This is a genomic window from Stutzerimonas decontaminans, from assembly GCF_000661915.1.
In the GTDB taxonomy this organism is placed as follows: domain Bacteria; phylum Pseudomonadota; class Gammaproteobacteria; order Pseudomonadales; family Pseudomonadaceae; genus Stutzerimonas; species Stutzerimonas decontaminans.
The window spans coordinates 3654902-3676081 of the sequence record NZ_CP007509.1 but is presented as its reverse complement, the minus strand read 5'-3'; the positions used below and the strand labels follow the sequence as shown (position 1 = coordinate 3676081).

Genomic DNA, 21180 nt, shown 5'->3' with positions numbered 1-21180 from the left:
TTCAACGCTTGAGAACACCAGTAACATCGCGCCATGACTTGCGCGACCGACTTCCTTCCTGACGACATCCAGGCCTTGAAAGCCTTGGTTACCGCCCAGCGCGGGGAAATCGAGCACCTGAAACTGATGATCGCCAAGCTGCGGCGCATGCAGTTCGGTCGGCGTTCCGAGCAACTCGATGGCATGCTCGACCAACTGCAACTGACGCTCGAAGAGTTGCAGGTCAGCCAGGCCGCATTGGCCTCGCCACCACCAGCCCAATCGCGCCCACGTACACCCGTACGCCGCAAGCCATTGCCCGAGCATTTGCCCCGTGAAATCCACGTCCATCGACCCGATGCGCAGTGCCCAGGCTGTGGCGGCGAACTTCGTCATCTGGGCGATGACGTGGCCGAAGTTCTGGAGTACGTGCCGGCGCGCTTCAAGGTGATTCGCCACGTGCGGCCCAAGTTGGCCTGCCGCTGCTGTGACGGGATCGTGCAGGTGCCGGCCCCGAGCCGACCGATTTCCCGGGGTCTTGCCGGGCCGGGATTGTTGGCCCATGTGCTGGTGTCCAAATACGTGGATCATCTGCCGCTGTATCGGCAGTCCGAAATCTATGCGCGCGAGGGCGTGTCCCTGGAGCGCTCGACCATGGCCGACTGGGTCGGCGAAGCGAGCCGGCTCTTGCAGCCATTGGTCGGCCGGTTGCGGCAGCACGTCATGACCAGCAACAAAGTCCACGCCGACGATACGCCGATCGCCGTGCTCGCCCCCGGCCAGGGTAAAACCAAGACCGGACGCTTGTGGACGTATGTGCGTGACGAGCGCCCCACAGGTAGTAGCACACCTGCGGCGGTCTGGTTTGCCTACTCGCCGGATCGCAAAGGCGAGCACCCGCGAGCCCATCTCAAAGGCTTCGCCGGGACATTACAAGCCGATGGTTATGCCGGTTTCGCTCAACTCTATGCCGCGGGCACGATTCACGAGGCGGCTTGTTGGGCGCATGCCCGGCGCAAGTTTTTCGACCTGCACAAGGCATTGGCCTCACCGATCGCCGCTGAAGCCTTGCAGCGGATTGGTGCGCTATACGCCATTGAGGCGGAAATTCGTGGACAACCGCTCGATCAACGACGCGCAGTGCGGCAGCGGCGAGCCAGCCCGCTGCTAGCGCAATTTCACGCCTGGCTTAACCACACGCTGACGCAACTGCCGTCCAAATCGGCGCTGAGCGGTGCGATCCACTATGCCCTCGCACGTTGGCAGGCGCTGACGCGCTACTGCACGGATGGCCGCATTGAGATCGACAACAACGCCGCCGAACGTGCCCTGCGTACAGTCGCCCTGGGTCGCAAGAATTATCTGTTCGTCGGTTCCGACGCCGGCGGAGAAAGAGCGGCGGCGATCTATAGCCTGGTCGGTTCAGCCAAGCTCAACGCATTGAACCCACAGGCTTATTTGACGCACGTGCTGGAGCGCATCGCCGACTATCCAATCAATCAGCTCGACGATTTGCTGCCCTGGAATATTGCTCTGCCTACCTTAGAACATGAGGCCGCTTGACCCATGCCCAACGTCACCCGTTTGCGCCAGCCGGCCAGCGACCGTCTCCTGCAACTGCACATCGAGCTGACGTGGATAAAACCCGCCATCTGGCGCCGGGTCGCCGTGCCCGAGCGCATCACCCTAAGCAAGCTGCACCAGGTCATTCAGGTGGTGATGGGCTGGAGCGACACCCATCTTCACGAATTTGAAATCGCTGGCGAAAGCTACGGTATTCCCGATCCCGACTGGGGCCCTTCGGTCGTTTCGGAACAGCGCAAGACACTGACAAAGGTGCTGTATGGGTCGAAGACGTTTCGTTACGTCTATGACTTTGGCGACAACTGGGAGCACCGGATCAAGACCGAGCGGCTGTTGCCGGCCATTGCGTGCCCGCAAGTGCCGTATTGCATCGACGGCGCCAATGCCAGTCCGCCGGAGGATGTTGGCGGCGCACCGGGCTACGCTGATTTTCTGGATGCGCTTGCCGACCCCGAGCATCCCGAATACTTGAACATGCTCGACTGGTACGGCGATACCTTCGATCCCACGGCTTTTGACCGCGACGCCATCAACCAGCGCCTGAAGCGGATTAAGACCTGAGGGTCAAGACGGTAGCGAGCGTACGCTTACACTACGGCAGACGGAGCTCCAGATATGAGCAAAACCACCAGCCCCGGCCCGGCCATCAACGCCGCATGCAGAGGATGTCGACGTTCTCCGTTCATCCAGTAGAGCCGCTCAGCGCTGTGATGGATCATGTGAAAGCGCCACAGCCAATGCACCCGGTGGCTGATGCGGTGCATTACATACAGGCTCAAGTCGAGCACGGCGGCGACTAGTAGCAATTGCAGCCACAATGGGCTCTCGATCGGAAAGAGCCGAACCGAAGCCGGTACCGCATCGCCTAACTTAGCCAGGAATTCTGCAGTAAATTGAATGACAGACAGGTTCACCAGCATGTGCAGCAGATCCGTCAGGGTGTCCTGATGATCTTCCAGCCAGGCTCGCCGAAAAGGCTGGATGCGCTCCAAGCCAGCAATGAGTAGCAGCCCCGCCGCGGCGACTATGGGTGTGGTGGGCCAATACGGTATACCTGCATACAGCGCCCAAATCATGAAGGAGGCACAGCCGCCAAACACAAGTGGATAGCTCAGCCACCTTATGGCGAATCGCAAGGGAATAGACATCGCTCAGCTCCTGAGTAGGGAGCCATGACTGTATGTGGGAAGGTCCGCTTTCGGCTTGAACGAAAGAGCTACGACCCCTGAAGATCGACTTCAGCCAGGGCGGAGAAAGGATCGATGCCCAGCAGTGCCCGGAATGTCCGGGAGAAATGTGCCGAGTCAGAAAAGCCCGCCTCATGGGCCGCTTCGGTGAGTAGACCCCCTTTGGCTAGGTGCTGTAGGGCTTGTGTGAGACGTAACCATTTCGCATAGCTGCGCAGCGGCAAGCCTGTCTGTTCCACGAACCAATGGGAAAACCGTGTAGGGGATAAATGCACCAACGCGGCCATTTCTTCGCGCCTCATTTGGCCTCTATGCAGCGCTTCAATCACCTTTGTCAAGCGAGGATCTGGAATCGGTGGATCGGGTAGCCGCAGTGCCTGGCGCACCCCCGTCCTAACCTGGAGAGCGGTATGTCCTGTCTCGCGCAGCATATCGATAATCGCTACTACGTCCGCCGGGGCGATCACGACTACCCTTGCTTCTTCGGTACCCCGCATAGTTGGGGCTTCATCGGATAGTGCATCCAGATAGATCGACAGCACTCGACCAGCACTGATCCGGTGTTTCAGGCCCGCGGCGATGAAGATGGCAGCCCCTGTTTGAATGCCCAACGGAGTTTCAACCGATACAGGTGAATCGAGGCCCACTGAAATCTGATGCGCCTGATGGTGGTGCCACTCCTGGTGGCCGGCACGGCCATGAAAGATGCCGATGCCGGGCCCTATCCAGGCCTGGCCTGCCCAGCGTACGGTATCCGTTGAGAGCGAGCCTTTCATTCGTTGACTCGGTCGGCTTCCGCATTTGGGCTTAGCAAACTGCTCAGGATCAACATGGCGGCGCCACCGACGATAGCAATATCCGCCAGGTTAAACGCAGGCCAATGCCAGGACTGCCAGTAAAAATCCAGGTAGTCGATTACATGGCCTCGAAATGCGCGATCAATCAGATTCCCAACTGCCCCGCCCAAGATAAGGCTATAGCCTAGGGCTTCGCTTTTGGCTCTGCGTTTACGCAATATCAGAGCCAGCACGATCGAAACGACCAAAGCTATGACAATGAAGAAGTAACGCTGCCAACCACCCGCGTCAGCCAGGAAGCTGAACGCTGCACCGGTATTCCAGAAGTGAACCAGGTTGAAGAACGGGGTGAGAGGAATCACGGTGCCGACCGGGAGCGAACCCGTAATTGCGCTTTTCAACGCTAGGTCGGCCGAGGCAATGGCTAGCGATAGCATCCACCAGAACCCAGGAGCAACAAGAGGTGATCTAGGAGACGACCTCATTGCATTTCTCCTTGAAGAAGTCGCTGCAGCTCCGGTGAAATAGGCATCGGCGCAAAAGCACTAACCCTGGCGCGCCCGCTGTTTCCGAGCGGCACCCAGATCTTCGAGAACAGCAGGGCCGCCATGATTCGCGGTACTTGGCTGAGCACCTTTCGAAAGTCGCGCAACTGCCAGTCGGCCCTCAGCATCAGCCAATGGCTCTGAGCATGAAGAATAGGCATTCGCTGGCTCAATATGTGGGCTCGCTCCAGCCAGGAGAAAGCCTCGGTTGGCGCCTCTGCATTAAGTGCTTTCCTAGCCTGGAAGAAGGCCTCATCAATGGCAATGCTGAGGGTGGTATTCATCTGGATCTCACTTACGCAGTAGATGCCCGAGTGAACACCCTATAGCTGCTATAGGGTCAAGCGCTATGGGCGATTCAAGACGACGCAAAAATGACTTTATGTCGGAATTACGAAAGAGGTTTGTCGCCCCCCAGCAGGCCCGAAAGTATCCCGCAGTCCAGACTTTGTCGTTCGTTATCGCAGCAACCTCGCAACGTCACCAGCTGGTTTTCGAGAGCATGTAAGGATGCGATCTGAGCCCTTACCTGTGCGATATGTCTATCAAGGAGCTCATTGACCGCAACGCAGGGTTGCTGCGGCTGTTCCTGATAGCTCTGCAAAACACCAATTTCTTCCAGTGACATGCCAAAAGAGCGGCATCGGCGAATGAACAGCAGTTTGTCCGCATGGTCTGCTTTATAGGTTCGATAGCCATTGTCCTCGCGTTCGGGCGGTGGAAGCAGTCCCTGACGTTCATAAAAACGAATCGTCTGAGTGTCCACTCCTGTCCGCTGTGCAAGTTGACCGATGCGCATGGTCTGTCCCTTGGTAAAAAAGCCAGTATATCCAGGCTTGACCCTATAGCCACTACATGGTTTTTAATCGGTAGAATCAAGTCCTATAGGAGAGGCGAGTCATGACTTCTTGTGATAAATCCTGTGGCTGTGGCCCTGAGCCGGTAAGCACTGAAGCGGCAGCCGCGCCTTCGAATGAAGGGACTTGGGTCAGCAGTTTTTCTGTGCCCAAGATGGATTGCCCGTCAGAAGAGCGAATGATTCGGCTCGCGCTCAATGGCTTTTCTGAACTCAATTCGCTGTCCTTTGATCTGAGCAGCAGACAGGTACGCGCTTTCCATGACGGTCCGGTTGACCAGATCGCAACCAAGCTGGAATCACTTGGTTTGGGGGCAACATTGCTCGGTACTCAACCGGCCAGCCAGGAAGCAGCTTCGGCCAATAGCGCCAGTGAAGAGCTGACTGCTTCCAAGGAGGCTGGCTCGCTCAAAATCCTGCTCGGTATCAATGCCACGATGTTTGTCATCGAGTTGGGCGTAGGCTTGATTGCTCAGTCGACGGGTCTGATCGCCGACTCGCTGGACATGTTTGCTGATGCTGCCGTCTATGGTCTGGCTCTCTTTGCGGTCGGTCGGGCTGCGCAGCTGCAGGTTCGCGCTGCGCACCTGGCGGGTTTTATCCAGATCGTGTTGGCTCTGGGGGTACTCGTGGAGGTGGTTAGGCGCTTCATCTATGGCAGCGAACCTGAGTCGATGCTGATGATGGGGATTGGCTTAGTTGCACTCGTCGCGAACGTCAGCTGTCTCTTATTGATCTACGGCCATCGTGAAGGCGGTGCACACATGAAAGCGAGTTGGATTTTTTCGGCCAACGATGTGATCGCGAATATTGGTGTTATCGCCGCTGGAGCTCTGGTTGCGTGGACAGGCTCTTCCTATCCAGATTTGGTGATTGGTACGGTAGTTGGCCTCATCGTACTCAACGGTGCGCGCCGAATCCTGGCATTGAAAGCCTGACCAACCGGATCGACAGCACCCCCATTTTCCAAACAGAGACGCGTAGCTTGTGAGTGACGTTGAGACGGCTGAGATAGAACAGCTGATGGCTGGATTGGACGGCAAAATTGCCGAAGGGCATGCCGCTCGTTAAGGGCCTGATACTTGGGCGTTTTGCTGGTGGCCTCGGACAGCAGCCCACTGGCGCCCTTGCATGGCGAACTGATGAATACGGCGTCGGGGCGCAGATTCTGCGCGGCGCGGCGTATGTCCTCGGCAGTCGCCTCGGTCCAGCCAGCAGGCGGTTGCTGGCCATGGAAACGGGTGTATTGCTCGCGGGTAAAGAGGTCTAACAGGGTGCCGGGAACGCCAGCTAGTCGCTCGAAGTCACGGAGCCCAGCTGGGTCTACGTCTACACCTCCAAGACACTCCCATTGGGCCTCTACATTCCCGACAACGGGGCGCGCTCTATTGAACCCTCGAGCCCCACCCCCAAGGCCGCAGCAGAAATGGAAATGGTACAGGGTGCGTTTCAGGTGAGCAGAGCTGGAATCGCGGGAGCTGTCGTACATGCTAGATCCTCTAACGGATATTTTTGCATGCGCGACATTGAACTACAGTTCAACTTATGGCAACACAATAATTGAACTGTGGTTCAATTACTTGACGGACGGTAACCCGCGGACTGCATCATCCCAAATCTGATCACGCTCGGGATCGTTACCCACTTTGCTGATCCAAGCTACTGAGTAGCTCCACCGCTCAGCGAGCAGCCTGCCTGTCCAACCTTTGCTCTTATAAGCAGCCTTGAACTCGGCAGGAGTCATGCGTGCCGGCCTATCGGCCTCGCCGTCAGACATAATTTTTCCAGTCATAGTGATCTCTATCTGGCCGCGGCGCTGCCAAGCTATCGGCAGCAGGCCAACATTGAACTGTGATTCAACAAGGGGCAAGAGGTTTTATTGTACTTGGCGTCAACTCAAAGCTGGGGATAGGCAACCAGCCTATCGGCTGGATACTGGGTCATGAACTCACTGCTGATTTCAGCGGGAGCTGTCAGCCAGTCCTGGTACAGCGCCTGAGGGAGCACCACCACCATGCGCTTCTCATGCCCCGGGCGATGGAAGTTGCGCATCAGCGCATGGTCATCGGCATTCACCGTCAGCATTGAGAACGACAGCTCCCTATCACCTGCAGCAGTTTTCCTCTCCTCCCATAGGCCCGCTATCCCTAGCAGCCGCCCATCGGCACGGGAAATTCGAGTAGGAATAGCCTTGCCTGTTCGCCAGTCGGGCTCATAGATCGCCACCGCAGGGATGATGCAGTGCTGTGCCTTCTTCCATGCCTCCCTGAATGACCGCTTGACCGAGGCCGTCTCAGAACGGGCGTTGTAGGTGGACCGTGCCAGCTTTTTGTCGGCCCAGAAGGGCAGGAGCCCAAACACTCCCACCTCAGCTTCAAATGGCAACACGGCGTCATCGTACGGGTCGACATTGCGAGGCTTGCGCAGGAACGGCCCGGCATAACCTGGCCACAATTCGAGCTTCTCCTGAGCGTCGAACTCGACACCAAACTCTTCTTGGAGACGCTCTGGGGTAGGGGCTTCGTAACGACTGCACATAACACACCTCTCATTCGTCACTGTGCTGCTCGGTGTTGCGGCCCGCAACGCCTTGGCGAGTGGGATCTATGATTAGGACTATCTCTCGCGGCACCCCGCTTACTGAGTACATCCTTATACTGAACGCCTGCCTCCGACGATGGTGAATGCATGTCGATAGATCAGCCCCTCCCTTTCTGGCGCAGAGCAGGAACATTTCTATGGGACTCAGTGCGTGAGGACTGTGGGTATCCTGCAACGCTCATGAAGCTGATTAAGAGCCCAGTCAAACTTAATTCGCCCATCCAGGAAACAGCAAAAGGTATTGGCGCAGGAGCGGTTGTTAGGTGGCACGACTTCGGATCTCTTATTTATGAGCGCGGGATATATCGCGACAAGCTGAATGGATGGACCCACTGCCGCACCTATGGTCGGTATGGCTCGACTAGCATCGAATGCGCCCCACTATTGCGCGTTGGCAGCGAGATGCAGATCCAACGGTGGCGGTGCGATATCCAACAGGTAGATGGCTTCTCCGCGTCGAAATCCGAACTCAAGGAGTTCGCCACCATGGATGACATGGTGGTAAGGAACTCACCCGAGATGATCGACGAGATATCTCCGGCGAAGCTGGCGAAGAATCTGGCCTGGGATGAAATTCGGATCATCAGCCACGTCGATCACGATTATTTCGCCACTTGGGCTTGGGACGGACGCGTCTTTCTGATGAACTCCGGCGGTTCGCATCACTTCGCAGCTGCCAAGTACATCGCGGCGCGGCTTGAACAGCCGGTTGAGCTGACCGGAACCTATAAGATCTACGGGTTATGTGAGCAGGCTATAACAGAACTCAGGCGTGAATACGGCATGTTCGTGTTGTCGCATGAGCCTGATGCTTGGTTGGGGTTCAACGAAGCTATGGCTCGCTTCAAGGCAACGTATTATTGGAAGACATTGCCCCGCCCGCACAACCACCAGCGTTGCGCAATTTTTTTACCGCTAAAGGAGAAGCGCTCTGCCATGGTTGCGAGGATTCTCAAGGAAAACAATTTCCAGGACCTAGGCGCTTACTTGGCTGGCCTAGCTGCCCAGTCACAAGCGGTCATCAACAAAGTCAATCCGCCATAATTAGGGTAGTCCAGACCTCAGCGCAACTATCCAATGATAGCTAGTGATCATCCTGACTCTCACAAAGTTTGTGATTGGGATTATCCAGCATCTCAGTTGTGAATACGTCGCCGGGTTTTTTGAGCATATAACCCTTCAGTGTTTTCGTTTTACGAGGTCCAAAGACTTCGCACGTCCAGATGTTATGTCCGTTGCTCTTCTTAACGTGAAGCTTCAGCTTTTCGAACGACTTTTGGACCTGCAGCCATGGCTGTCCTTCGCCAGCCCTCGCTGAGAAGAGGGTCGGATGCTCTTGGGCATACCTTCTGAATATTTCAGGAGTCACCAGAAAAGCCGTGCCGTTGACGGTGTGAACCTTGGCTTTTGCATCATTGATAATGATCTTGTGGGTTCCTACACCCACTTTTAGCCAGTGCATGAAAAGGTGACCTAGCGTGTCGCCGATCGGGCCAGCGATGGTAGCGGTCGCGGCAGTGTCTGACTGAGCTTCGACCTCGGACGCCGCCGGCATCGCCGGGGCGGGTACCGAATTGGTCGGCGCGTCACGCATATCCATCAGATCCAGAAGGTAGTCCGTATCATCTACCTCATCGGGTTGCGGTCCATGGTCACTTGCGGGTTCGTCCCCTTGAGGCTCTGCCGCAACGGCATCGCCGCCCCCGGCAGTAAGGCTGGGCTTTTCCTCCTGCGCTTCGGAAGCTGCGGCAGGGGCTGCTTCTTCGTTGAGGACTTGCACCGAGCCGCCAAAAGGCTCCGGGCGGTCTTCGCCAGCTGCCCATATGAGTGAAGGTGAAACTCTCAAGAACGTGAATGCGTTCTTCCATCCCGTAGGGCTCAGGATTTCGGCATCCCAAATAGCTTTGCCAGCAGGATTCGCAACAATCAGGCCGTTATCCTGAAAGACATTGAAGAGAGTGGAGTTGCGGTCCGGAACACCCTCAATCCCTTGGCTGAGGAGGTGAGCACGCAGCCGATCCGAAACGGTCTTGCTGACCAGCCAGATCGCATCGGCCGTGATCCAGCCATCGGAAGCGTCTGGCTGATTCAACTTGAGCTCGTTCTTCACCAGGTAGCGCAGCCCATCGAGGAGCTGACGCTGAAGAGTGTTACGCGGTGCTGCCACAGCTCTGTCTGGATTGCCGCCAAGCTCATGGGCGACCGACGCCTGGTCAGACCTTACAACGATGTCCCCAAGAACCCCAGCGTGCTCAAACTGGCCAGCCAGTACGTACAGCAAAGCACCCCAGAGCTCTGGATTGGATGAGATCCATCCGATACCATTCAATCAATGTACCCATAGAACGCATACGCGGAATTCGTGTGTGCGTTGATTCGTGAGCGGCAGAGAGAGGGCATTCATTGGTGAAGCAGCGCTGCGGGGTTTAAGAGTGCTCAGCGAGCCTGCTCGAAGAGCCGGCGCCGTGCTGAAGCACGTGAACCGAAACGCCGCTCTGGCCCGGTAGCTGCCAGTCGTCACCGGCGGCAATCGGCCGATTCTGTTGAAAAAGTAGGTTTAGCGGCAGCAAGGCGGTCGGATGTACCTGCTGTCGAAGTGGCTGCAAGCCACTTCAAGTTACCTTTCGGCGTTTCACTGAGCGTCCTTGCTCAGGTTTGAGGGTTAATTCGAGGGTTTCTGCTCGCCACAGGCGTACCTATCCCGTGAGCGGTGGCCCTTGAGGCAAAAGCTTGGCCATGCGGCGCAGGTTCTGCACCATCGCAGCCATGGTGAATTCGTCAGTGGCGCCTGTCAGGCCACGCAGTCGTAAACGGTCGAGTTTCATGATCCGTTTAAGATGGGCGAAAAGCATCTCCACCTTCTTCCGTTCGCAACGTGAGACGAGGTATTCCGGTGTCTTGGCGATGCGTCGAGCCACATCGCGGGCAGCCTCATGGATGCTGCGAACGATCTTCCGATTCGGTGTGTTGGGGCAGCATTTCGCTTTCAACGGACAGGTGACGCAGTCGGTTTGGCTGGAGCGGTAGATGATGGTGTTGGCCTTGGTTACCCGCGATCTTTTCTGGGTGAAGGCGCGCCATTCACTGCGTAGCGGTTTGCCGGTTGGGCAGCGATATTCATTGGCTTCCTGATTCCAGTGGAAGTCGTTACTGGAGAGACTGTCGTCCTTGCGCTCAGTCTTGTCCCACACCGGCACATGCGGCTCGATGTCCTTCTCTTCGACCATCCAGGCCAGCATCGGGGCAGTGCCATAGGCGGTGTCGCCGATGAGGCGTTCCGGTGTGAGGTCGAACTGCGCTTCGACACGCTCGACCATCGTCCTGGTCGAGTCGACTTCGGTGGTACGGTGCGCCGGGGTCGCTTCCACATCCATGATCACACCGTGCTCAGTGTCGATCAGGTAATTTGTGGAGTAGGCAAAGAAGGCCGGGCCGCCTGGTGCTGCTGTCCAACGGGACTGAGGATCGGTGAGCGAAATCTTCTTGGGAAGAGCCTCAGCCAACGCATCTTCATCAAGTGCTTCGAGGTACTCGCGCACGGCGCGGCTGCTGAGCTTTGGATCGCTCCAATCGACTTCATCTCCCACCACCCCACGTTGCCGGCTGGCATCCGCCTTGATGATGCTGGCGTCGACGGCGAAACCTTCGCCCTTGACTAGGCCGGCTGCCATGCAGCGCCGCAGCACTTCATTGAACAACCAGCGGAACAGATCGCTGTCACGGAAACGGCCATGGCGATTCTTCGAGAAGGTCGAGTGATTAGGTACTTCGTCTTCCAGACCCAGCCGGCAGAACCAGCGATAGGCCAGGTTCAGGTGCACCTCTTCGCACAATCGCCGCTCGGAACGAATGCCATAGCAGTAGCCGACGACCAGCATGCGCACCATCAATTCCGGGTCAATCGAGGGACGCCCGATGGGGCTATAGAAATCCGCCAGATAGGCGCGCAGATCACTGAGATCCAGGCACTGGTCGATGCTGCGCAGGAGATGTTGGGCCGGGACGTGATCTTCGAGATTGAACGAGTAGAACAGGCGCTGCTGTCCTCCCGGTAACTGTCCCATCATGCTGTTCGCCTCCACGCCCGCTGACAAAGCAATTTTGCCAACGGCATGGGGAGGTCGCTACTTTTTCAACAGAATCGGCCAAAAGCGGCCATTCAACTTCTAGGCCGTTGCCACGAACTATTGCTTTGGAAGACCGCTGTCTTCCAGATGGCGACTCTAAACGATGGACAAACTAATGTTAAAGCCAGCGGCGAACCTGGGTTTGATAAGCCGAATACTCGCTGCCGAACAGAGTTATCAGAGCACGCTCCTCGGGCCTGATCTGGAAGCGATTCATATACAGCACAAACCCCAGTACCCCAAACAAGGCAATTGGTGAGGCCAAGTAGCAGGCCCAGGCCAGCAGCAACAGGGCAAAGCCGACGTACATCGGGTTGCGTGAGTATTGATAGATACCCGAGCGCACCAGTGCCGATGCGGTTTCAGGCTTCAGCGGATTGACGGTGGTCTGCGCCTGCCGAAACGACAGTACGCCGGCCACGCTGAAGCAAACGCCAACGGCCACCACTAGCAGCGCCACCAGTACCCGCACTGAATGCGCCAGGTCGAGGCCCGGCACATAGCGGGCGGCCAGCCACATCAACAGCCCAAACAGAGCGGTCACAACCGGCGGGGGTATCTTGTTTTCCAGTGCTCGCATAAAAACTCCCGATTAAGCAGCCATGACTTTTGCGCCAGTCGCTATGTTTAGCGCACTTTTTGCAGTTCGCTCTGCACCAGTTCTAGCAGCGGCTCAGGGCCGAACTTTGTCAGCAGCTTGGCGTTGCAACCAGTATGCACAGCAGCTATCGAGCTGGGCGGTTCATCTTGATGACGAAGCTCCCATTAAGGCCGGGGGTGGCCACTACAACGTGAATCGCGCCGGGGGCTTGTAACTACTTTTCCGCGCTCTTCTAAGGCGATGGTCAATGACGGTGGCTTTTCCCAACATGGGTGTGCCCGTCATCCGGAAGCGCACTGACTCCGCCAGTGGTGTTCAGGCGCTGGAGAATTCCACACTCGTCTACGCCCCGCTCAGAGGCGCAACGGTGTCGTAACTCAACCAGCTGTTGTTGCAGGGCCAGCAGGCTGGTCACGCGCGCTTGCACATGCGCAATGTGCTCATCCACTAAGCTATTCACACCTTCACAGTTTCCCTCTGGCCGATCCATCAGCGCCAACAAACTTCTGATCTCGTCCAGGGTCATGTCCAGTGTTCGGCAGTTACGGATGAACGTAAGCCGCTCAAGGTGCTCACTGCTGTAAAGGCGGTAGTTGCCCTCACTGCGAGCCGGAGCCGGCAACAGCCCCTCACGCTCGTAATAGCGAACCGTTTCAACCTGGCAATCGGCAAGCTTGGCCAGCTCTCCAATTTTCATGAAGCACCTCTTCGACAAACGCTTGACCCTGAAGTGGCTTCAGGGTGTTCACTCTGCACAACTGATCAATGAGGATACCTTCATGGCTGGCTGCTGCGGTGACGAATACAAACCTGAAGCGGTTTCAAAGGATGTCTGCTGTGACGCCAACGAAGCAAGCAACTGCTCTGCCACAGTGGCTACAGCGGTAAATACCGTAACCGGCTCCAGGCTCAGTAGCTTCCGCATTGCGCAAATGGACTGCCCTACCGAGCGGACGCTGATTCAGGACAAACTGAGCAAGCTCGCAGGCATCGATAAGCTCGACTTCAACCTGATCAATCGGATTCTTGGGGTATGGCACAGCTTGCCGTCGACCGCGCCTATCGAAGCGGCGATCTCGTCCCTGGGCATGCAAGCAGAGCCGCTATCTGCTGAAGGGCAAGCCCGCATCAAAATCGAACAGATGGACTGCCCAACGGAAGAAAAGTTAATCCGCGACAAGCTGACCTCACTACCCGGTATCAGTGCGCTGGAGTTCAACCTGCTTCAACGTGTACTGACGCTCAGCCACTCAGCAGAAGCCCTGCCAGTAGCACTGGCAGCTATTCGCGAGCTTGGTTTCACGCCAGTGGTTGAGGGTTCCGCAGCAGCAAACGAAGAAGCGCAAGGCACCCCGCGCAAGAAGGCCTGGTGGCCCTTGGCGCTATCGGGGGTGGCCGCCGTATCGGCGGAAGTGATCCACTTTGCCGAGCTTGCGCCAGATTGGGCTGTGGCTGGCATGGCGCTGCTCGCCATTCTGCTTTGCGGCCTGACGACCTATAAAAAGGGCTGGATCGCGCTGAAGAACCGCAACCTGAACATCAATGCGCTGATGAGTATCGCGGTGACCGGTGCGGTGCTGATTGGGCAATGGCCAGAAGCGGCCATGGTCATGTTCCTCTTTTCTGTCGCCGAGTTGATCGAAGCGAAGTCGCTGGATCGGGCTCGCAATGCCATCCGTGGCCTGATGGATCTGACGCCAGAGCGCGCCACGGTGCAGCAGATTGATGGCACATGGCTGGAAGTTGACGTTAAAACCATCGCCGTAGGCGCATTGGTTAGGGTTCGACCGGGCGAGCGAATCGGCCTCGATGGCGAGGTTACTGCCGGCAACTCCACCATCAACCAAGCGCCGATCACAGGGGAAAGCTTGCCTGTAGAGAAAACCATTGGCGATCCGGTTTTTGCTGGAACCATCAATGAAGCCGGCTCCTTGGAATACCGCGTCCTGGCCGCCGCTGCCAACACCACGCTGGCACGTATCATTCACGCGGTCGAGGAGGCGCAGGGTTCACGCGCGCCGACCCAGCGCTTTGTCGATCAATTCGCCAAGGTATACACCCCTGTCGTATTCCTATTCGCCCTGGCTGTCGCCATCGTGCCGCCACTCTTCATGGCCGAGCCCTGGTACGACTGGATCTACCGTGCCCTGGTACTGCTGGTGGTTGCCTGCCCTTGCGCCTTGGTCATCTCGACACCTGTCACCATTGTCAGTGGTTTAGCTGCGGCTGCACGCAAAGGCATCCTGATCAAAGGCGGCGTTTATCTGGAAACTGGCGGCAAGCTTGGCTTCCTGGCCCTCGACAAGACCGGAACCATTACCCATGGCAAACCCGTGCAAACCGACTACATGCCGCTGGTTGAACAGGACTCAGAACTCAATCGCACCCATGCTGCCAGCCTCGCCAGTCGCTCTGACCACCCGGTTTCGCAAGCGATAGCCAAGCATGCCACTGAGAATGGCCTGACGTTCGCTACCGTTGAGGGATTCGAAGCCCTGCCGGGTCGAGGTGTACGGGGCACCATTGATGGCATGGATTTCCACCTGGGTAACCACCGTCTGGTGGAAGAGCTTGGCCTCTGCTCACCCGAGCTGGAGGCGACGCTGGAACGTCTCGAACGCCAAGGCAAAACAGTGGTGGTGTTGTGCAATCCGCAGCGTGCCATTGCCCTGTTCGCGGTTGCCGATACCGTCAAAGACTCCAGCCGCCAGGCAATCGAGGAGCTTCATGCGCTGGGTGTGAAGACCACGATGCTGACCGGCGATAACCCGCACACCGCAGAAGCCATCGCACAGCAAGTGGGCATCGACGAAGCACGCGGTAATCTCCTGCCAGTCGACAAATTGCAGGCCGTTGAAGCATTGCAGGCGCGTGGCTACGTTGTTGGGATGGTCGGCGATGGCATCAACGATGCGCCGGCGCTGGCGAAGTCCGAAATCGGGTTCGCCATGGCCGCTGCCGGCACGGACACGGCTATCGAAACTGCGGATGTAGCCTTGATGGATGATGACCTGCGCAAGATCCCGGCCTTTATCCGCCTGTCCCAACAGACCGCCGTCATCCTCAAGCAGAACATCGTGCTGGCGTTAGGGATCAAGGCTCTGTTTCTCGCCATTACTCTAACGGGACAGGCGACGATGTGGATGGCAGTCTTTGCAGACATGGGTGTCAGTCTGCTGGTGGTGTTCAACGGCCTGCGCCTGCTTAAAAAGTAGGAACGGAGGATTGAAGATGAAAGCAGCATTGCAACTTGCAATTGAACAAGCCTTTCAACAGGCCGAGCACGCCATGCAGCAGAGGCGTAATACCGAGGCCTTTCAATGGCTGGAGCGTGCGCACATCCTGACTCAACGCCAGCCCTTGCCGCACGCCAGATCACACTGGCTGATGCTCACGCTCGGTTGGCAGATTGGCGATTATCGCGAGGTGGCCGGGCAAATACCGCGCATTTTCGCGGCCTTGTTGTTCTCCAGAATCTGGGTGCCCCTCGGCAATACAGGCCGCTCCAGAGTCAGTGCTTTCAAGCCCATGCCGGTTCCTGAAGAACTCCAGACCTTGCTTGCGAGTGACGAGCAAAACCTATCCAGCCGGTGATTGCGCCCATGCAAGTCGATCTCGCCACCCAACTGCCGTGCCCACTTGCAGAGGTGATCGCCCAGGTGCGCACACCACGCCTGCTGCGTCAGGTTGCTTCACCCTTATTGAGTTTCAGCCCGCTGGCTCCGGCTGAGTTTCCTGATACCTGGAGCGAGGGCACCTACTGGGTCAAGCTGAAGTTATTCGGCGTACTTCCCATTGGCCGTCAGGCGATTGGGGTTCTACCCCGTTAGCACGGACACTTTCAAGTAAGCTCACACCGAGCTGAAGGAGTGTTCATGAAGCGCAAGAAATACAGTCCCGAGTTCAAACGGGAAGCCGTCGAGCTGGTTCGTCGTTCAGGGGCCAGCTGCCGACAGGTGGCCCTAGAGATTGGTGTGGCTCCCAACCTGCTCACCCGCTGGGTTCGGGAGGCGCAACCAGGCACTGAGAAAGTCTTCCCTGGAACGGGAAGTCCGCGGGATGAGGAGCTTGCCCGTCTCAAGCGCGAGTTGGCCCGAGTAACCAAGGAACGTGATTTTTTAAGAGACGCGGCAGCGTACTTTGCCAAGGAGTCATCGAGCGGTACACGGTGATCCAGCGCTGCCGCAACGAGTACCCGGTACGATTGATGTGCCGTTGCCTGAAGGTTTCTGCCAGCGGCTATTACGCCTGGCAGGATCGTGAACCAAGTGCGCGAGCTCAGGAGAATGCGCGCTTGGTGAAGCGCATTCGGGAGATTCACGAGGACAGCCGGGGCGTGATTGGAGCGCCACGAATGCACGAGGATTTGCTCGACGAGGGCGAAGTCGTCAGCCTGAACCGAGTTGCTCGCCTGATGGCGGCTGAGCGAATTCAAGGCTGGCCACGCCGGAAACGACGTGGCTTTGGAAGAGCCGTCAGTGGCCGCCCAGCAGGCGTGAAAAACCTCCTGGAGCGCGATTTCACTGCACAGGAACCGGAGCGCAAGTGGGTCACGGACATCACGGAAATAGCCACACTGGAAGGCAAACTCTTCCTGTGCGTAGTGCTCGACCTGTACAGCAAGCTGGTGATCGGTTGGTCGATGCATCACCGCCAGGATCGGCAAATGGTGATCCGAGCAGTGGAGATGGCAATCTGGCAGCGCCAGGGTGACTGGTCAGTGATCCTGCATTCGGATCGCGGCAGCCAATTCACCAGTGCTGACTACCAGCGCTTTCTGAATCGCAACACGCTGGTTTGCAGCATGAGTGCCGTCGGGCATTGCGGCGACAACGCTGCCTGTGAAGGCTTCTTCGGTCAGCTCAAACGGGAGCGGGTTGCCCATCAGTCGTATCGAACTCGCGATGAGGCACGAGCAGATCTATTCGATTACATCGAGCGGTTTCACAACCCGAGAATGCGTCGTAGAGTCGCCAGGCAAGATCTGAAGTTTTCAGCCCTTTTCAAACCGTCCGTGGAAATGGGGTAGAACCCTTGTGATTACCTACCCGCAGATGGAAAACGCTCAGACCTTCATGCTTAGAGACAACGGCTATAGCCCGCTGATCACCAAGTGGGATCACGTCATTACGGCTCAAGAAGTGAGTGGCGGAACGCTTTACCGAGATCGCGTGACTATCGAGGCCGGCATCCTCACCCCGTTCGTGTGGCTTTTTGCGCGTCAGTTTTACGCCCACCGTCAGCGCCGCTGGGCAGCTTTGGCGGCAAATGGCTTTAGCTACTGAAGCACGCCATGCCCAGACAGGGCTGCTCACCTAGAGAGCAATACCTCTTGGCCACTGAAAATTCGCTCCCCCAGGCAACCTCCTTGGTCGGGGCAGCTTTAATACAACCTGTAGCAGGTACGGGGTCAACTTTTGACCTGCATCAGGCTACACCCGTCTTCGAGGTCTATATTGACTACTGGTGACTCACCCCACGACCCACTTTCACCTGCAAGGAACTGAGCAATGAAAGCACCAAAACTCGCCGCCTTCGCTTTGGCGGCTGCGCTTTTTCCGGCCTTAACCTTTGCGCAGCAGGACTCCAGCGCCACCAGCCAGGCTCAACAGCAGCCAATGAGCGTTGAGCAATTTGATCAAGAGATGGCGAAGGCACAAGAAAACCTGAAGAAAATGCAGGAGCAAATGAGCCAAATTCAGAAAGCTAGCGACCCTGCACAGCGTCAGAAACTGATGCAAGAGCACCAAACCATGATGCAGCAAGGAATGCACATGATGAACGGAATGCGTGGTGGCGGAATGATGGGGTGCTGCGGAGGGGGCATGAAGGGCGGTCACATGATGGGTGACGGTCAGATGATGGGCGGTGGCCACATGATGGGTAACGGTAAGATGATGGGTGGGGGTCACATGATGGGCTGGGATCAAATGGGCAGCCACTACTCCCAGATGACGCCTGAGCAGATGAAGCAGCATCAATACATGATGGACAGGTACATGGGTATGCAGCAGATGATGATGGATCAGATGATGCAGCATCAGCAGCATATGGGCATGCCACAGCGCTGAGACTTCACACTTATTCCACGGACAGCATGCTGTTCCCGTACGGTATGAATACTTTCATGCGCCAGCCCAACTCACACTAAGGGGCGTTGGGCTGGCGCCCACCGATTCAATTTTTGGCTCACCTGAAGATTCAGCGCTAAAGCACCTGTAAATGGTGACTCTTGTGTGCGCGCCGTCGACGCATCAACCAATAGGCGGCACGAATACGTCAACTCTGTATCAGCGGACACCTGCATGTATGGCTGGCTAATGGCTGCTTTTGGCCGATTCTGTTGAAAAAGTAGCGACCTCCCCATGCCGTTGGCAAAATTGCTTTGTCAGCGGGCGTGGAGGCGAACAGCATGATGGGACAGTTACCGGGAGGACAGCAGCGCCTGTTCTACTCGTTCAATCTCGAAGATCACGTCCCGGCCCAACATCTCCTGCGCAGCATCGACCAGTGCCTGGATCTCAGTGATCTGCGCGCCTATCTGGCGGATTTCTATAGCCCCATCGGGCGTCCCTCGATTGACCCGGAATTGATGGTGCGCATGCTGGTCGTCGGCTACTGCTATGGCATTCGTTCCGAGCGGCGATTGTGCGAAGAGGTGCACCTGAACCTGGCCTATCGCTGGTTCTGCCGGCTGGGTCTGGAAGACGAAGTACCTAATCACTCGACCTTCTCGAAGAATCGCCATGGCCGTTTCCGTGACAGCGATCTGTTCCGCTGGTTGTTCAATGAAGTGCTGCGGCGCTGCATGGCAGCCGGCCTAGTCAAGGGCGAAGGTTTCGCCGTCGACGCCAGCATCATCAAGGCGGATGCCAGCCGGCAACGTGGGGTGGTGGGAGATGAAGTCGATTGGAGCGATCCAAAGCTCAGCAGCCGCGCCGTGCGCGAGTACCTCGAAGCACTTGATGAAGATGCGTTGGCTGAGGCTCTTCCCAAGAAGATTTCGCTCACCGATCCTCAGTCCCGTTGGACAGCAGCACCAGGCGGCCCGGCCTTCTTTGCCTACTCCACAAATTACCTGATCGACACTGAGCACGGTGTGATCATGGATGTGGAAGCGACCCCGGCGCACCGTACCACCGAAGTCGACTCGACCAGGACGATGGTCGAGCGTGTCGAAGCGCAGTTCGACCTCACACCGGAACGCCTCATCGGCGACACCGCCTATGGCACTGCCCCGATGCTGGCCTGGATGGTCGAAGAGAAGGACATCGAGCCGCATGTGCCGGTGTGGGACAAGACTGAGCGCAAGGACGACAGTCTCTCCAGTAACGACTTCCACTGGAATCAGGAAGCCAATGAATATCGCTGCCCAACCGGCAAACCGCTACGCAGTGAATGGCGCGCCTTCACCCAGAAAAGATCGCGGGTAACCAAGGCCAACACCATCATCTACCGCTCCAGCCAAACCGACTGCGTCACCTGTCCGTTGAAAGCGAAATGCTGCCCCAACACACCGAATCGGAAGATCGTTCGCAGCATCCATGAGGCTGCCCGCGATGTGGCTCGACGCATCGCCAAGACACCGGAATACCTCGTCTCACGTTGCGAACGGAAGAAGGTGGAGATGCTTTTCGCCCATCTTAAACGGATCATGAAACTCGACCGTTTACGACTGCGTGGCCTGACAGGCGCCACTGACGAATTCACCATGGCTGCGATGGTGCAGAACCTGCGCCGCATGGCCAAGCTTTTGCCTCAAGGGCCACCGCTCACGGGATAGGTACGCCTGTGGCGAGCAGAAACCCTCGAATTAACCCTCAAACCTGAGCAAGGACGCTCAGTGAAACGCCGAAAGGTAACTTGAAGTGGCTTGCAGCCACTTCGACAGCAGGTACATCCGACCGCCTTGCTGCCGCTAAACCTACTTTTTCAACAGAATCGGCCGATTTCCGCCCTTGGTGAGCGGCAGTTTAGAGTTGATTTACACCTGTCAGGCTTGGCCAGTGGACTGGTCACGTCCGATGCAAGCGACTGGTCAAGTCGAATGCAAATGGGTGGTCAATTACTCTCTTTAGCTGATATGGCGATGGAAGTATTGAATGTTTTCACTCAGCGCGCGATCTACAGCCACGCAGCGAGCATCCACCCAATCTTGCTCATTATTCGCTGCAGACCAATCACGTGTTTGGTCTAGTAGCTTTACAGTCCAAGTCATGTTGAAGCCTTTGAATTTTCCTTGCTGAACTACCTTGCGCAATTCGTCAAAGAAATAAAAAACGACTAAACGCCCTACCACGGCATAGCAACCCAAAACAGACAGCGAAGCGTTTTGAGTAATATGGGCAAAGTTATTTTCCACGTCAGCCTTTTTGCTGCATTCGTGGCCATAGACCTCTTTGATATAGTCGAGTGCAGCAGTGAACACCTCCCACTTAGTCGTATCATCTGTGATGACAGAGCCAACCTGACGGCTCAATGCCAACGGATCAAAAGTCTTGGCCGGTGCGGTCCGGTGCGCGGGAGGAGCTAAGGTATAAGTAGCTTGCGGCTGGGCTTCTCTAATACGCAGAACATCATTCGCAGCCTGTCTTGCAGCGCCCTTTGTTTCTGGCGAAAGCCCAGCGCTATGCTCATAAATATCTAGAAAGCGGATCAGAGCCGTGGCGAGGACGAATCTCGACTCCGAGTCAGGGTGATTGCGAATCCACTTGATGAGGCTCCGAATCCACGCATCCTCTGCACGAAGACCAGTTCGCCTCATCAACTCCCTAGCAAACAGAGCTATTTGGCCATTATCGCCCGGATTGAGGCTCGTAGCATCCGCCCATTTTCCTGCTAGCGAAGCCATGCGGTTGCCAGCCATAAACCATCCAATCACTGCTCACACTCCTTTGCAAACT

At 56.9% G+C, this 21180-nt stretch carries 22 protein-coding genes and 1 pseudogene; 11 read left to right on the top strand and 12 right to left on the bottom strand.

Annotated features, from left to right (window positions below; translation table 11 throughout):
- The first annotated feature begins 33 nt into the window (after positions 1–33).
- Together tnpC and UIB01_RS17010 are read left to right on the top strand one after the other, a co-directional pair.
- Complete coding sequence (gene tnpC, locus UIB01_RS17015) at positions 34–1542, top strand: IS66 family transposase (protein ID WP_038658850.1); 1509 nt, start codon at positions 34–36, stop codon at positions 1540–1542.
- Positions 1543–1545: 3 nt separating this feature from the next.
- Complete coding sequence (locus UIB01_RS17010) at positions 1546–2124, top strand: plasmid pRiA4b ORF-3 family protein (protein ID WP_038658853.1); 579 nt, start codon at positions 1546–1548, stop codon at positions 2122–2124.
- Positions 2125–2150: 26 nt separating this feature from the next.
- Here UIB01_RS17010 and UIB01_RS17005 read toward each other — a convergent pair whose 3' ends face one another.
- The 5 genes from UIB01_RS17005 to cadR (UIB01_RS22905) form a co-directional block, all read right to left on the bottom strand.
- Positions 2151–2711, bottom strand: coding sequence for a sterol desaturase family protein (locus UIB01_RS17005; protein WP_038665909.1), 561 nt, complete (start codon positions 2709–2711; stop codon positions 2151–2153).
- Between the two features lie 68 nt (positions 2712–2779).
- The gene (locus UIB01_RS17000; RefSeq protein WP_026006647.1) at positions 2780–3526 is read right to left on the bottom strand and encodes a helix-turn-helix transcriptional regulator; all 747 of its coding nucleotides are present in this window, start codon (positions 3524–3526) and stop codon (positions 2780–2782) included.
- On the bottom strand, positions 3523–4032 hold the full coding sequence (gene lspA, locus UIB01_RS16995) for a signal peptidase II (RefSeq protein WP_017246252.1): 510 nt from the start codon (positions 4030–4032) through the stop codon (positions 3523–3525). The genes UIB01_RS17000 and lspA overlap by 4 nt, the downstream gene beginning before the upstream one ends.
- Positions 4029–4376: a DUF3703 domain-containing protein gene (locus tag UIB01_RS16990; RefSeq protein WP_017246253.1), complete on the bottom strand. Its 348-nt coding sequence runs from the start codon at positions 4374–4376 to the stop codon at positions 4029–4031. Before UIB01_RS16990 ends, lspA begins: the two co-directional genes overlap by 4 nt.
- 107 nt (positions 4377–4483) lie before the next feature.
- Positions 4484–4891 carry a Cd(II)/Pb(II)-responsive transcriptional regulator gene (gene cadR, locus UIB01_RS22905; protein WP_017246254.1) on the bottom strand — a complete coding sequence of 136 codons (408 nt, stop codon included), beginning with the start codon at positions 4889–4891 and terminating at the stop codon, positions 4484–4486.
- Positions 4892–4992: 101 nt separating this feature from the next.
- On the opposite strand from cadR (UIB01_RS22905), the gene UIB01_RS16985 reads away from it, so the two are divergent.
- On the top strand, positions 4993–5886 hold the full coding sequence (locus UIB01_RS16985) for a cation efflux transmembrane domain-containing protein (RefSeq protein ID WP_026006648.1): 894 nt from the start codon (positions 4993–4995) through the stop codon (positions 5884–5886).
- Between the two features lie 125 nt (positions 5887–6011).
- On the opposite strand, the pseudogene UIB01_RS23470 reads toward UIB01_RS16985, so the two are convergent.
- Positions 6012–6437 (bottom strand): annotated as a pseudogene (locus UIB01_RS23470) (DNA cytosine methyltransferase); the annotation flags it as partial.
- Between the two features lie 407 nt (positions 6438–6844).
- The gene (locus UIB01_RS16970; RefSeq protein WP_017246258.1) at positions 6845–7486 is read right to left on the bottom strand and encodes an SOS response-associated peptidase; all 642 of its coding nucleotides are present in this window, start codon (positions 7484–7486) and stop codon (positions 6845–6847) included.
- Positions 7487–7729: 243 nt separating this feature from the next.
- Between UIB01_RS16970 and UIB01_RS16965 the strand changes: the two genes are divergently transcribed.
- Positions 7730–8593, top strand: a complete 864-nt coding sequence (locus UIB01_RS16965; protein ID WP_020307701.1) for a DUF6685 family protein — start codon at positions 7730–7732, stop codon at positions 8591–8593.
- Between the two features lie 40 nt (positions 8594–8633).
- Here UIB01_RS16965 and UIB01_RS16960 read toward each other — a convergent pair whose 3' ends face one another.
- The 4 genes from UIB01_RS16960 to cadR (UIB01_RS16945) all read right to left on the bottom strand — a co-directional run bounded on the left by UIB01_RS16960 (position 8634) and on the right by cadR (UIB01_RS16945) (position 12974).
- A complete protein-coding gene (locus UIB01_RS16960; protein WP_080695108.1) occupies positions 8634–9878 on the bottom strand; it encodes a helicase/relaxase domain-containing protein in 1245 nt (414 codons plus the stop codon).
- 367 nt (positions 9879–10245) lie between these two features.
- Positions 10246–11616: an IS1182 family transposase gene (locus UIB01_RS16955; RefSeq protein ID WP_014818820.1), complete on the bottom strand. Its 1371-nt coding sequence runs from the start codon at positions 11614–11616 to the stop codon at positions 10246–10248.
- 178 nt (positions 11617–11794) lie between these two features.
- Positions 11795–12256: a methyltransferase family protein gene (locus UIB01_RS16950; protein WP_017246261.1), complete on the bottom strand. Its 462-nt coding sequence runs from the start codon at positions 12254–12256 to the stop codon at positions 11795–11797.
- A 265-nt stretch (positions 12257–12521) separates the two neighbouring features.
- On the bottom strand, positions 12522–12974 hold the full coding sequence (cadR, locus tag UIB01_RS16945) for a Cd(II)/Pb(II)-responsive transcriptional regulator (RefSeq protein WP_017246263.1): 453 nt from the start codon (positions 12972–12974) through the stop codon (positions 12522–12524).
- Positions 12975–13209: 235 nt separating this feature from the next.
- On the opposite strand from cadR (UIB01_RS16945), the gene UIB01_RS16940 reads away from it, so the two are divergent.
- The 7 genes from UIB01_RS16940 to UIB01_RS16905 all read left to right on the top strand — a co-directional run bounded on the left by UIB01_RS16940 (position 13210) and on the right by UIB01_RS16905 (position 20060).
- Positions 13210–15492, top strand: coding sequence for a heavy metal translocating P-type ATPase (locus tag UIB01_RS16940; protein ID WP_017246264.1), 2283 nt, complete (start codon positions 13210–13212; stop codon positions 15490–15492).
- A gap of 16 nt (positions 15493–15508) precedes the next feature.
- Positions 15509–15871: a DUF3703 domain-containing protein gene (locus UIB01_RS16935; RefSeq protein ID WP_017246265.1), complete on the top strand. Its 363-nt coding sequence runs from the start codon at positions 15509–15511 to the stop codon at positions 15869–15871.
- A gap of 8 nt (positions 15872–15879) precedes the next feature.
- Entirely contained in the window at positions 15880–16107 is a 228-nt protein-coding gene (locus UIB01_RS16930; RefSeq protein WP_230585259.1) for a hypothetical protein, read from the top strand.
- A gap of 45 nt (positions 16108–16152) precedes the next feature.
- A protein-coding gene (locus UIB01_RS16920; RefSeq protein ID WP_116620521.1) for an IS3 family transposase occupies positions 16153–17306 on the top strand; the annotation gives its coding sequence in 2 pieces (ribosomal slippage) (positions 16153–16399 and positions 16399–17306; 1155 coding nt in all).
- A gap of 7 nt (positions 17307–17313) precedes the next feature.
- Positions 17314–17562 (top strand): hypothetical protein, encoded by a 249-nt coding sequence (locus tag UIB01_RS16915; protein ID WP_230585258.1) that lies wholly within the window; start codon positions 17314–17316, stop codon positions 17560–17562.
- 225 nt (positions 17563–17787) lie between these two features.
- A complete protein-coding gene (locus tag UIB01_RS16910; protein WP_017246267.1) occupies positions 17788–18348 on the top strand; it encodes a hypothetical protein in 561 nt (186 codons plus the stop codon).
- A 341-nt stretch (positions 18349–18689) separates the two neighbouring features.
- A complete protein-coding gene (locus UIB01_RS16905; protein ID WP_014818820.1) occupies positions 18690–20060 on the top strand; it encodes an IS1182 family transposase in 1371 nt (456 codons plus the stop codon).
- A gap of 291 nt (positions 20061–20351) precedes the next feature.
- Here the strand turns inward: UIB01_RS16905 and UIB01_RS16900 are convergent, their stop codons facing one another.
- Complete coding sequence (locus tag UIB01_RS16900) at positions 20352–21158, bottom strand: hypothetical protein (protein WP_038663076.1); 807 nt, start codon at positions 21156–21158, stop codon at positions 20352–20354.
- Between the last annotated feature and the right edge of the window lie 22 nt (positions 21159–21180).